This window comes from Peribacillus butanolivorans, assembly GCF_001273755.1.
Lineage (GTDB): Bacteria > Bacillota > Bacilli > Bacillales > DSM-1321 > Peribacillus > Peribacillus butanolivorans.
Window position 1 is genome coordinate 830,513 of record NZ_LGYA01000001.1, and the last position, 12,653, is coordinate 843,165.

A 12,653-nucleotide genomic window follows, 5' to 3' on the forward strand; every position below is an offset into this window, starting at 1 on the left:
TCGTCTTATCTTTCAGAATGTAATCATTCTGCAGGAAGTAGCACCGTTCCCGATTGGGGCGGTTGCCGGACATCACAGGGCCTGTTCCCTCAGTCACTCTTGATAAGTAAATTATTATTTTGGAATATTACAAGTTTTCTAATATAATCTATATTATTTGTAAATTCACACATTGTCAATCATTTCTGTAATTTTAGAATAACTTTCAGGTGAATTAATTTTTTAAAGGGTAAATCTAGTATTTGATAATTCCCTCTTTTCGAATCGGGGTAATGGAATCATCCATCGTTAATGGTCGTAAAGTCATTCTTTTTCAAGGTTTTTGTAAGAAAAGCTTCGTTCTTTTTAGCAGTTTGTCGATTTTTTTTAATAATTACGTGAAGTTTTTGTCAGGAAAGTATTGTTTCAAAGTCTGTATCATGAATGCTTTAGCTTTTTTATCGCCCAAACTTAAATACGGAGTACCCTTTCTTAACAACTTCCTTTTAACCGAAGCCAGATTTTTGCTGTTTCTTTTCTTCGTTGCATAATAGAATACCTTAAATCAATGACAATGGTTTCAAACAGTGCCTTGATTCTACCGGAAAATATACAACGGGTCTTTGCTAGGAAAATACTATTTGCTTGTCAAAAGTATGGAGGAATATTACATTTATTGTAATGAACAAGGGGTAAATAGGATATTAAACTATTTTTATACAATTGATGAGGAGGGAAGCCATGCTAGAGATTAAGACGATAAATGATGTGGTTTGTGTACAAGGGACCCCTGAAGGAATAAAGTCGGGGATGAGTGTATATGCTTTTTTAACAGACGGCCTATTGATTGATACGGCAGCCCAAATTTTATTGGAAGAACTTATCCCTTTCTATGAATCAGCCGACTTCGATTTAGTGGCGCTAACGCATTATCATGAGGACCATACTGGCGGTGCCGCCTGGATACAGGAACATAGAAAAGTTCCAATTTATATTCATCCGATGTCGATTGATGTATGTGCGAAGGATGCTGAATATCCAGATTATCGCAAAGCTTTTTGGGGAAGGAGAGATGGCTTCAAAGCTGAGCCGTTGGGGAGGACTGTTCATTCCCGTACCCAAACGTGGGAGCCAATCTTTACCCCAGGTCATGCTAAGGACCATATGGTGTATTTGAATCACAGTAATGGCATGCTGTTTTCAGGTGACCTATTCGTTACACCGAAAACAAAGCTTGTTTTACGGGAAGAATCTGTCCCTGTCATCATCGATTCTATAAATAGATTACTTCAATATGATTTTGGAGAGGTTTTTTGTTGTCATGCCGGGCATGTCCCAAATGGGAAGGAAATGTTTCAAAGAAAGCTGGACTATCTGGAAAACCTGAGTGGTGAAATTTTACGATTGCATAATCAAGGCTTGGCAGTTCATGAAATCCAGCAAATTGTTTTGCCGAATCAATATCCGCTTATCGAGATATCTGGCCACGAATGGGATTCGGAGCATATTATCACATCGATATTAAACGGAAATGTGTTGATTACAGAGGAGAATGGAGTAACATAAAAAAATGTCATCAATTAGATGTTATGGAAGAGAATAACAGCCGCGGATGTATTCGCAATCAGCCATTGGCGCAACGTAGTGTGGGCACTTTAAATCCAGATCAACTAGCGAAACCTAAATGGTTGCTGTGGGCTTCAAAACATAAAAAAAGGTTATTTGGTTAATTAGCTATCATCTTGCGTTTCTTCAAAAAATGAAGGGACACTCTTTTCTGTATAGTTCAGGCCAAAAGTAATAAGGAATTACGTGAAATAATGAAGAAAAAATAGGGGGACTATTTGGACTTCTGCTTAAAAAGCCATTATTAAACGCTATTGGAGACCACATTATTATTTTCTCTTTGTCGGGCGGTCTACACGGCTTAATGATAGGAACAAAAAATGATAAAGGATAGCTTTAGTGAAACTAACGAGTGAGGGCTCCTTATAATGCTAGAGACGGGCATCTTTGAGAGTTAATATATATTCAAGAATGTGTAGTCGATCTAGGTTAAATCAAAAGGTAGGCATAATCCTTAATTAAGGACATGTGTCCTTTTGTTTCATATAATAAAAAAACAATAGAAGAGACTCGTCAAAAAAGCATCTGCCTAAGAACGCAGGTGCTTTTTCAAATTAATTATTCTGTCTTAGGGTTAGTTCTTTTTTGATTTATTTCAGGTTATAAAAATTACTTATATTATGAAATGGTCTGCCTACTGAATAATATTCAATATTATATTCAGAAATCTCATCTAAGGAATAACTATTTTTTCCGTCAAAAATAATTGGATGATTCATTAACATTTCATATTTTTCTAGGGGGAAATCTTTGAATTCATCCCAATCAGTAGCTATAAAAACCATGTCTGTATTTGTTATAGCTTCCTCTATGGATAAAGCATATTGAATCTTTTCTCCCAAAATTTGCTTTGCTTCTTCAAGTGCTAATGGATCATAAGCCGTTACCAATGCTCCCTGCATAGTTAGCTCTGAAGCTATATCAATGGCAATTGATTCACGTACGTCGTTTGTATTCGGTTTAAATGCCAATCCTAATATTGCAATCTTTTTGTCTTTTAAGTTACCAAAACGTTGCTTTGCTTTATTCATTAACGAATACTTTTGTTGTTTATTTACCTTTATTACTGCTTCCAGAATTTCAAGTGATTGCCCAGCTTCAGTAGCCTGTTGAATTAGACCACGAGTGTCTTTAGGGAAGCAAGAGCCCCCGAATCCAATTCCTGCTTTTAAGAATTGGGTTCCTATTCGAAAATCTAGACCCATTCCATGTGCTACTTCTTCTATGTTGGCACCCACCTTTTCACAAAGGTTTGCGATTTCATTAATGAAACTGATCTTAGTTGCCAAAAAAGCATTTGAACTATATTTAATCATTTCCGCACTTAATAGATCCGTAATAAAAATAGTTCTCCCGAAAGGTCTATGAATTTCTTCAATGATAGATGCTGCTTTTTCACAATCGGACCCGATAACAATCCGATCAGCAGAAAAAGTATCATAGATTGCGGAACCCTCTCTTAAAAACTCGGGATTAGAAACAATATTTATATTAACTTCATTTGTTAAATTCGTTACGATTAACTGTTCGATTAATTTATTTGTACCAACGGGGACAGTGCTTTTCGTTACTATTATTACTTCTTGCTTCGTAATGTTTTCAGCAATGGTTTTTGCAGCTTCTTTGATATTGCTAAGATCAACACTTCCATTTTCGGCAGTAGGTGTTCCTACTGCAATATATATAATCTCTGCATCTACTAATGCTAGTTTGGGATCGCTTGTAAAAAACAATTGACCATTATTAAGATTTTTTTTCAATAAATCCGCTAACTCTGGCTCATAAAAGGGAGATATTCCAGCTTTCATTAGTGCAATATCATTTTCATTAATGTCATAACACACAACTTGATGACCTATTTCTGCTAAAGTCACTCCGGTAACTAGTCCTACATGACCTGTTCCAACGATTGTTATGTTCTTCATATTTATTCCTCTCATTGTCGTGTTTTCCTTATATAATACTATAGTACATTTTATAATAAACATTTTTTAAGGTAAATCTTAAATTATAACCAATATTTCCTTAAATGTAAAAAGGAACGAATTAATTTTAAGAAATACATTGACGTTGATTATCATTCGCTATTATAATCTTAATTAGAAATGATATTCATTATCAATTATGATGTAAATAGACGGGGGATACTATCGTGAGAAAAAAAGAATTATCAGCTATCTTTGCTAGTTTTTTAATGGCAGGTACGGTTTTGACAGCATGCAATACTAGTGAGAAACAGGCAAGTGAGGGTGCCGAAGAGAAAAAGCAAGAACAAACAGTTAATAAAGAAGAGACAAAGAAAGAATCAGAAATAAAAGAAGTGAATTACGCACAGGTTTTCCAAGAAGCTATTACTGAGTTGGAGAAGGCTAAAGAAGGAAAAGAAGTAGACTATGATAAAGTGACGGACCTTTATAAAAATAATCTGCAAAGCTTAGTGCAAGACAGAGATGCAGAATTCGAAGATAAATTGGATCAGCATATTACAACCGCATTACAAGCTGGTAAAGAAGGTACTATGGACAAGGTCGTTGTTAAGCAAATATTTGATAAACTAATGCAAAAAGTCTTTTATACAACGATGAAACATGATTTTACTGAAGTAGATGAAAAATGGGGTAATAAAGAAGATGTAACAAAGGAAATTGAAGAAGCGAAGGGATATTACGCAATTCTTCAATCTACAGTAGAAAAACGTGATACTGCATATGGAACAAATATGGTAGACGTGATTGCTGGTGGATTTGCTGAGATGGAGAAAGCTGTAGAAGCGGATGATCAAGTAGGATTCTCACTTGGTAAGCAAGTTGTAGATAAAACAATTATGAAAACGTTTTATCTAGCAACTGGTGCCGTTCCAAATGGCTATGCAACAAAAGTGGCAGAGGCAGCAAAGAAGGATAAGGAAGAAGCAAAAGTGGAGCAAGCAGAAGGTTGGGCCTTCTATCAATCTTTATTCGGTTATTTAAATGGGCATGCTGCAGAAGAAGCAGCCTTCATTCAACAGCAATTTGATTTGCAAACGGATAGTACGAAATTGGATCCTGCTGAGGTTAATAAGGCGTTTGTTCGAGGATTCTCTAAAATTGCCCTTGATGAATATAAGGAAAGTGAAGAATTTTGGGGAGAAGATAAATCTCCAATAACAGCATTAGAAGGTGCCCTATTTATCGACATTATTGGTGAAGATATTAAAGGGTTAATAGGTGAAGCAGAATATAGCAAGCTTACGGATAATGCACAACAATATTTGGAAGCAGCTAAAGCGAAGGATAAAAAAGCTGGCGAGCCATTGCTGAAAGAACTTCAAGCCACTTTACAATCAGTCATTGAAAAGGCAAAATAATTATTATTTTGCACGGGAGGAGACCTTGTGAAAATTACAAGGTTTTTTCTGTGTTAATAGAGTTATACTGGTTGTGATAGAGATTCACAACAATGGGGTGTTCACATGAAGATTATTGTAACGGGTGGTGCCGGTTTTATAGGAAGTCATCTTGTCAAAAGGCTTATTCAGGAAAACCACGATGTATATGTCATAGATTGTCTTCATCCGTATTATTCACCAAAAAGAAAAAAGAAACAATTGGAGAATGTAGCGAGTTTCGGGTCCTTTCACTTTTTTCAAAAGGATCTTTTGGATAGAGAAGAAATGGTGACCATATTTAAACAGATTTCTCCTCATGTAGTTGTTCATTTAGCAGCTTTACCTGGTGTTGCTTATTCAATTGAAGAACCTCTTAAATATGTCGATTATGATATTAAAGCAACGATTAATGTGCTTGAAGCTTCAGGTAAGGCAGGTGTTTCCAAAATTGTATTTGCTTCTTCATCCTCAGTTTATGGAAATCAATCAGGACCCTTTAAGGAGGAGATGGCGAACGGAAAGGTTATTTCCCCGTATGCTGCCTCCAAATATTCGGCTGAATCCTATTGTCATGTTTATGAATATCTATATGGTTTTCAGGTGAATATATTGAGGTTTTTTACCGTTTATGGTCCATGGGGACGTCCTGACATGGCAATTGGTAGTTTTATCAAAAAGTTAATGAACGGGGAGGAAATTACCCTCTTTGGTGATGGAAGAGCACGTGATTTTACATACATAGATGACATCGTGAATGGCATTTATTTGTCAATCAATCAACTAATGAAAAGTGAGGTCATCAATATTGGATCGGGAAGACCAATATTGATGGATACTCTATTAGCTGAATTGAAACGGCACTTCCCTGACATGAAAATAAACAAAGAAACTTCTCGCGTGGGAGATGTTGTAAATACGTGGGCAGATATCGGAAAAGCCAAACAATTGTTAGGGTTTGAACCAAAAGTAGACTTTATAAAAGGACTATCAGAAACGGTAAAGTGGGCCAAGGAAAATGAGACGATTCTTTAAGCTTGGTCCTGCTTTTTTGATACTTATTGTTTTTGTTTTCTTAACCATTCATTATTTTGATGGGAAACAGGTATGGAAAGGTATAAGTGAATTATTTGAGCATCCTTTTTTGCTTGTAATAATGTGGATCGTTTATTTCCTTTCTTTTTGTTTAAAAGGATGGGCTTGGCAGCTTTATTTAAAAGGAAAGGCTCGTTTTTCAACATGTCTTTTGGGGATTTTATATAGCTTATTGGTGAATCACCTACTGCCTATAAAAGTAGGTGATCTAGTGAGGGCCAAAATCTTAAGTGTAAGGGATGACAAGGTAAACTATGAGGAAGCTTTACATTCAGTCGTTGTATTAAGGGTTCTGGATATGCTCTGCTTAATAGGGATTACCTTGACAGGCCTGTTAGGCCTGGATGTAAGCTTTAAATTTCCTGTATGGAGCATCATAGCCGGTAGTATCTTTTGTATGATTACTTTATCTGTTTTACATAAATATTTTCCTGCCTTTTTAAAAAGACATATCTCTTTGCTTAAAAATGCTTTTTCAGGGAGAAATGGCCTGGCTATCATACTAGTTACCTTTTTTAGTTGGGTCTTAGAAGGCGGAATTCTTTATGGTACGGTCCTCGCGCTAAAAGGAGACCTGTCATTTTTTGAAACTGTGTTTTCAAATAGTATCACCATTGCTGGACAGATATTCCAAATTACACCTGGTGGTATCGGTAATTATGAAAGTTTTCTTGTATTTGCTCTTGGTTTATTTGGATTTCCTCTGATAGAAGGGTATACGATTGCGGTCATAACCCATTTTATGAAATTCTTATTTTCTTATATGGCTGGAGCAGTTGTTATATTAATTTATCCTGTCTCTTTTAAAACAGTGAAAGGGTGGGTTTGGATAAAAGGAGTGAGGAGAAAGTGAAAAGTGCATCAAAATTTGAAAAAATCGCTGCACGCTGTTGGAACTTATTAAATGAAGGAAAGCCATTTACACCGATTTTTGTCTTAGGAACCATGGTTTTATTCCATGCTGCGATTTTGGGCTCGCTAGAAGCGGTCCAAGACCTAATGTTTGCCTTTATTTATGTAATTCCATTATTAATCATCTATTTTGTTTTTGATTTTCCACTCTTTTTAAGGAATTATTTGTGGATTCCTTTTGTTATTTTTATAATCATTTGGAAAGATATTGATATAGGGCTTCTTTTATTTTCAATGGCCCTTTACTTCTTTTTTACGGTATTCTTTTGGGGGACTTTATATTATCACTTGAGAATAGGGACTTCTTGGTTGAATTTCACTCGTTTTTGGAAACTTGTATTAAAAAATAGTGATTCTACTAGTGGAAACGCACAGGAGCAATTGCCGAAGTTTTTATTAATCCTATCTATTTGGGAAATGGTTTTTGAAACAAATAGGGCCGGTGGGGTCATCAATATTCTTTCACTTTTGATTTTTTATGCATTTATACTCGTGTTTGCCTACATTCTTCATAGGTATTTATTTGATTGGAAACCAAAAGCATATGAAACATACTCAAAAGATCAGGGCCCGCAGCCAGGAGAAGCCATTTCTGATAAGGTCATTGTTATTGTAGTGGATGGAATGAGAAAGGAACGTTTTTATGAAGCAAATACTCCTTTTTTAGACCTTTTAAAAGAAAACGGCACAGAATATATGAATATGGAAACCGTCTATCCTGCAAGAACAGTCGTTTGCTTTAGCTCGATGTTCACAGGGACCTATCCATTTGAGCATGGAATTAAGTCCAATATGGTATGGAAATTAGGAATTAATGTTGAAAGTATTTTTGATTCGTTAAGAAAAGTAGGCAAAAAGGGCAGACTTCTTGGAATCGCCCATTTGGTGGATTCAATGGGGGATGATGTAGAAACCGTTACCGCGGTTATGCATAAAGATAAAGCTGACCCTAATATTATGGAAAGGGCAAAGAAAATCATGAAAGAGCAGGACCCTGATTTGTTCGTTGTTCAAATGATTGGAACAGATCAAACTGGTCACAGCCAGGGAGTTTTTTATGATGAATATTTGCAAAAAATCCATGAAGCTGATGTGTTAATTGAAGATTTCGTTTCTTGGCTGAAGAAGGAAGGCAAGATGGACAATACGACTTTATTCATTTGTGCTGATCATGGCCAAGCAGATGGGATTGGAGGACATGGACATTTAGATGAAGGTGAAAGATTTGTGCCATTTATTGTTCATGGTCCACATATTGAAAAGGGGAAAAAAGTCCAAGAAAAAAAGAGCCTCGTGTCCATGGCACCAACTATATCGTACTTGTTGGGAGCGCCTTTCCCTAGTCATAGCCGGGGAAAAGTATTGTTAGATGCAATTAGCAAGAAGAAAGAGGAATAAACATGAGAAAACAGAAAGTGATTGTCTTTTTGCCAGCCTATAATGAGGAAGAGTCCATTGGGGAAGTCATAGAAAGCATCCCCAGACACTTTCATCAACAGGTAGAGGTTAAAGTTTTAGTTATCGATGATGGGTCAAGGGATCATACAGTCCATGTGGCTAGAAAAGCTGGAGCTGACTATATTGTCAGTTTCGAGAAAAATCGAGGTCTTGGAGCAGCAGTTCGTTCAGGGTTAAAGGAAAGTTACGAATTAGGTGCGGATATCGCGGTCATGATTGATGCAGATGGAGAATACCCCTCTAGCCAAATACCAGATTTATTGGAACCCATTTTTAAAGGAGAAGCTGATTATACAATGGGTTCCCGTTTTTTGGGAACGATAAATGGGATGAAACTTCATCGCCGTCTCGGTAATTATTTTTTTACTTTCGTTCAGAGTTTGTTACTCAGAAGGTGGATTTATGATGGTCAGTCAGGGATGAGGGCTTTTACAAAACAAGCTCTTAAACATGCAGAAATCGTCCATAATTATAATTACGCACAGGTTTTAACCTTAAATCTCGTCAGAAAGGGTTTTCGAGTGAAGGAAGTCCCGATTCAATATCAAGTTCGTTCGACGGGAGAATCATTCATTACTTTCAGAGGCTATCTATCATCCGTGATTCCGGCCATTTGGAAAGAAGTAAAAAGACCGGTTCAAAAAGTAAAGATAGATGTAAATGCTCATCAGTTGAAGAATATGAATACGTATAAATTAGAGGAAGATAAATGGGGAAATGTAAGCATTGCAAATAGAAATTGACAAAATAAATGATAATAAATATCATTATCATGTAGGAGGATTTTAGATGAAAAAACTATTAATTTATTGTTTTATGTTAATATTTGTTCTTACTCAATCATTTCCAATTTCCGCCAAAGCCTATACGTATGGAGACCCAAATGAAGAGGCATTGGCAGAAGTATATAAAAAAATGCTTATTGAACTAGACAAAAATCCTCCAGACTATGTCACAGCGGAAAATCATTTTAATACAGTCAAAGAAGAAGTCGACATGCATATGGGATCAGAGCCGACAACAGTTATTCTTCAAAATCTTGAAAATAAAGATAAAGAACAAGTGATTAATAATATGGATAAACTCCTTGTATTGAATATCGCAAGACGTTTGGAAAATATCGATGAAAACTTCTCGGAGTACGAAACAAGCAAGCGTTTATTAGCAAAGGGATTTGCTACATATGAAGCCTTATCACCAAAAGTTGAAGCAAGAAATCCTGAAATGGATAAAGAGATTAGATCAGAATTTGATATAGCTCTAAATTCATTAGGAAATCCAGGACTTTTTGGCGTTGGCCAAAAAGAGGCTGATAAGAAGGCCTTTGATGCGAGTAAAGATAAAATATTTTCTTTACTAAAAAAAGAGTTTAACTTAAAGAGTTTGAAAGTTGGACATTTTGAAGGGGAGTCCACTAATACTAGTACTCAAAAAAAGGATTGGACAGATATCTCCAATTTACGAAATTGGCTTCCGCTAATGATAATCGTTGTAATCATTGTCGGAGTTGTAATCTATACGATTCGCAAAAAGAAAATCAAATAATCAAGGTTTATAAGGACGCTTTAGATTTTCTTATATGGGGAGAGGAGAAAAATCTGTGGAGATACAAGCTTTATTAATTACCTTCCGTGAAGTCTTGGAAGCATTGCTCATTGTTGGAATCATAACAACGTATCTAAAAAGAATGGGCCAAAACCATTTTACAAAGTATGTATGGTTAGGGGCAGGTCTTGCTGTACTTGCTAGTGTAGGTGTAGCGATGCTATTCCAGATTGTACTTACAGGCTTCGCTTCAATGGGCAGCGAGATGTATTTGAAGATAGGGATTATGCTGGTTTCTGCTATATTGTTAACGCAAATGGTTTTTTGGATGTCTAAGCATAGCAGAGATATGAAAGGTAATATGGAAGGAAAGATGGAACACTTTATTACAACGGGTAATGTAGTCGGTATGGTGATTCACTCATTTCTGGTTGTCCTTCGTGAGGGGGTTGAGACAGTTTTCTTCTTTGCGGCAATTACGGGTGGAAATATTGGCGCTGCCATGAAAGGCTGGGGGGCCATTACCGGAGTAATTATTGCTGCCATTGTTTCTTATGTCTTCTTTAAAGGGACTATGAAGGTTTCCCTTAAAACGTTCTTTAAAGTAACTGGTATTTTTATCATATTGATTGCGGCAGGTCTTTTAGTTCAAGCGATTTCAATAATGCAAGATTTAAATATTATTGGAAGTGTTATACCGCATTTATATGATTTAACTTGGTTTCTTCCAGAACATCCAATTGATTATGATCACTATTTGCGTGATCACGGGACGGCTCCCATTTTGTCAGGAGATATTGGAATTTTCCTTAAAGCATTATTCGGATATTCTTCTATGCCATCTTTAGAAGAGGTTATTGCCTATATTGGTTACTTTGTTGGTATCTACCTATTAACTTCATTTAAGTCAAATGGGAACAATGAGAGTACCAACAAGATCGAAAAGGAAAAAGAATTGAAAGCACAGGCAAAATAAAATTATTTTTCTCTCTGATAAAAAAGTACAAGGTTTTTTCCTTGTGCTTTTTCCATGTGAAGGCTAATTAATTAGAAAATGGTGATTGAGTATGGAAAGGAAAGATCAACTGGTTACACCAACTAAAATATTCAATATAGGTATTGCTCTTATTAGCATATTTTCGATAATGTTTCTATTTTGGACTCAATTAACTCATGTTAATTCCTTTGCTTCTACATGGGATCAGGTGGATTATGCGCTTGCATTAGATCGATATGATTTGATGGCTATGCAACCGCATTTCCCAGGGTACCCTTATTTTATTTTAGGCGGGTATTTTATTCATCAATTTGTCGATAATAAGGTATCTTCACTGACTATTTTTAATATTTTGTTTTACTTCAGTGCTTTGTTTCCAATGTATAAATTGGCAAGGCATTATGTTTCAAGATCATATAGTTTAGGGATTATTTCAATAGTATACTCCTCGACCTATGTTATGGTGATAGTAAATCAACCAATATCAGAAGGCGCCGCCCTAGCTGCCTTATGGTGGTATTTTTGGAGTATTCATTGGGCGATGAAAGATCAGGGCATAGGTGTAAATAGTTTGCCTCCATTGTTTCTTAGTATATTGTTAGGAATTCGGTTATCCTATCTGCCATTTGCAATCGGTTTGCTTTTCCTATTTTATAAGAAATGGAAGAAAAAATATTACACGAATAAACAAATAGTTATTTATTCTTTATTGACGATAATGTGCCAGTTTATTTGGGTAGCTTCTCTTGTTTTTTCTGAAGGAAGTGTGAAAGGTTTTGTTAAACTTTCCTTGGCTTTTACCAGCGGTCATTTTAACGATTGGGGTAACACGGCTATTTCTAGTGATTTATCCTTTCTTGAAAGGGTAAGTACATTAGTACTTGATAATGTAATATGGACGGGTATTTCCTCTCAAACGATTTTATTAGCCGTTCTGTACGGTATACTTGTTAGTTTGTTTATATATCAATTGAAAGGGAGTAATCTAAAAAAAGATTTCTCTCAGCAATTAGCATGTATTATGGGCATTTGTTATTTGACCTGGGCTATTGTTGCGCAAAATATTGATAAACCTAGACATATTCTTCCTTTAGTCATACTGTTTATTTTCGTTCTATTGACCAATTTATTAAAAAAGATAAGGAACTCTGTAATATTTATTCTTTGTTGTCTACTATTAATTTCACAAACGTATTATTCTTCTATGCTGATTAAACAACAAGCGATCGAATCTCCAGCCACAATTCAACTAGCTAACTATTTACAGTCTCTCGATCAATCAGCCGTTGTTTATGCCTGGGAAGAGACGAGGGTTTTTCAGTACATAAATATTAAAACTCCCTATAAAAAGGTACAAACTTATCAAGTTTTTCTACATGATAAATCCTATTACCAGCACAGAAAGATTTTAATAACGAATAAGGCAGTAGAAGGGTTTAAAGCACAAGGCATAAACCTTAATGGTAAGATTAAAAAAATAAAAGAGTTTCATTCTAATTCTATTTATGATCCGGTATATAACGATATTGTGCTGTATGAATGGAAAAATGAATAAGATATTCCAGCATGTTGTCTCTACCCTTAGAGGAAAAAGATGACTCAATAAAAATCACGAAAAGGAAGATTTGAATAAGACTGAGAATTGTTAAGAGTGTAGGATTGAACCGTACTACCGTG

10 protein-coding genes and 1 riboswitch are annotated in these 12,653 nt (G+C 35.7%); of the genes, 9 read left to right on the plus strand and 1 reads right to left on the minus strand.

Annotated elements, in window-relative coordinates; all coding sequences use genetic code 11:
* Positions 1-2: 2 nt before the first annotated feature.
* Positions 3-109, minus strand: a riboswitch (SAM riboswitch).
* Positions 110-720: 611 nt separating this feature from the next.
* Entirely contained in the window at positions 721-1,545 is an 825-nt protein-coding gene (locus AKG34_RS03985; protein WP_053344883.1) for an MBL fold metallo-hydrolase, read from the plus strand.
* Between the two features lie 650 nt (positions 1,546-2,195).
* Here the strand turns inward: AKG34_RS03985 and AKG34_RS03990 are convergent.
* A complete protein-coding gene (locus AKG34_RS03990; protein ID WP_330219139.1) occupies positions 2,196-3,545 on the minus strand; it encodes a UDP-glucose dehydrogenase family protein in 1,350 nt (449 codons plus the stop codon).
* Between the two features lie 254 nt (positions 3,546-3,799).
* Here AKG34_RS03990 and AKG34_RS03995 point away from each other — a divergent pair, with 254 nt between their 5' ends.
* The 8 genes from AKG34_RS03995 (at position 3,800) to AKG34_RS04030 (ending at position 12,531) form a co-directional block, all read left to right on the plus strand.
* Positions 3,800-4,951, plus strand: a complete 1,152-nt coding sequence (locus AKG34_RS03995; RefSeq protein ID WP_053347981.1) for a hypothetical protein — start codon at positions 3,800-3,802, stop codon at positions 4,949-4,951.
* Between the two features lie 105 nt (positions 4,952-5,056).
* On the plus strand, positions 5,057-6,004 hold the full coding sequence (locus tag AKG34_RS04000; protein WP_053344885.1) for an NAD-dependent epimerase/dehydratase family protein: 948 nt from the start codon (positions 5,057-5,059) through the stop codon (positions 6,002-6,004).
* Complete coding sequence (locus tag AKG34_RS04005; RefSeq protein ID WP_053344886.1) at positions 5,988-6,917, plus strand: lysylphosphatidylglycerol synthase transmembrane domain-containing protein; 930 nt, start codon at positions 5,988-5,990, stop codon at positions 6,915-6,917. The genes AKG34_RS04000 and AKG34_RS04005 overlap by 17 nt, the downstream gene beginning before the upstream one ends.
* Positions 6,914-8,374 (plus strand): alkaline phosphatase family protein, encoded by a 1,461-nt coding sequence (locus AKG34_RS04010; protein WP_053344887.1) that lies wholly within the window; start codon positions 6,914-6,916, stop codon positions 8,372-8,374. The genes AKG34_RS04005 and AKG34_RS04010 overlap by 4 nt, the downstream gene beginning before the upstream one ends.
* Before the next feature lie 2 nt (positions 8,375-8,376).
* The gene (locus AKG34_RS04015) at positions 8,377-9,177 is read left to right on the plus strand and encodes a glycosyltransferase family 2 protein (protein WP_053344888.1); all 801 of its coding nucleotides are present in this window, start codon (positions 8,377-8,379) and stop codon (positions 9,175-9,177) included.
* 46 nt (positions 9,178-9,223) lie between these two features.
* Positions 9,224-9,979 carry a hypothetical protein gene (locus tag AKG34_RS04020; protein WP_053344889.1) on the plus strand — a complete coding sequence of 252 codons (756 nt, stop codon included), beginning with the start codon at positions 9,224-9,226 and terminating at the stop codon, positions 9,977-9,979.
* 55 nt (positions 9,980-10,034) lie between these two features.
* Positions 10,035-10,955 (plus strand): FTR1 family iron permease, encoded by a 921-nt coding sequence (locus tag AKG34_RS04025; RefSeq protein ID WP_053344890.1) that lies wholly within the window; start codon positions 10,035-10,037, stop codon positions 10,953-10,955.
* Between the two features lie 91 nt (positions 10,956-11,046).
* A complete protein-coding gene (locus AKG34_RS04030) occupies positions 11,047-12,531 on the plus strand; it encodes a hypothetical protein (RefSeq protein ID WP_083450666.1) in 1,485 nt (494 codons plus the stop codon).
* The last annotated feature ends 122 nt before the right edge of the window (positions 12,532-12,653 follow it).

Coding starts and splice junctions, on each gene's coding strand:
- AKG34_RS04030 (WP_083450666.1), top strand. CDS start 11,047: ATGGAAAGGAAAGATCAACTGGTTACACCAACTAAAATATTCAATATA.
- AKG34_RS04015 (WP_053344888.1), top strand. CDS start 8,377: ATGAGAAAACAGAAAGTGATTGTCTTTTTGCCAGCCTATAATGAGGAA.
- AKG34_RS03985 (WP_053344883.1), top strand. CDS start 721: ATGCTAGAGATTAAGACGATAAATGATGTGGTTTGTGTACAAGGGACC.
- AKG34_RS03990 (WP_330219139.1), bottom strand. CDS start 3,545: ATGAGAGGAATAAATATGAAGAACATAACAATCGTTGGAACAGGTCAT.
- AKG34_RS04005 (WP_053344886.1), top strand. CDS start 5,988: ATGAGACGATTCTTTAAGCTTGGTCCTGCTTTTTTGATACTTATTGTT.
- AKG34_RS04020 (WP_053344889.1), top strand. CDS start 9,224: ATGAAAAAACTATTAATTTATTGTTTTATGTTAATATTTGTTCTTACT.
- AKG34_RS03995 (WP_053347981.1), top strand. CDS start 3,800: ATGGCAGGTACGGTTTTGACAGCATGCAATACTAGTGAGAAACAGGCA.
- AKG34_RS04000 (WP_053344885.1), top strand. CDS start 5,057: ATGAAGATTATTGTAACGGGTGGTGCCGGTTTTATAGGAAGTCATCTT.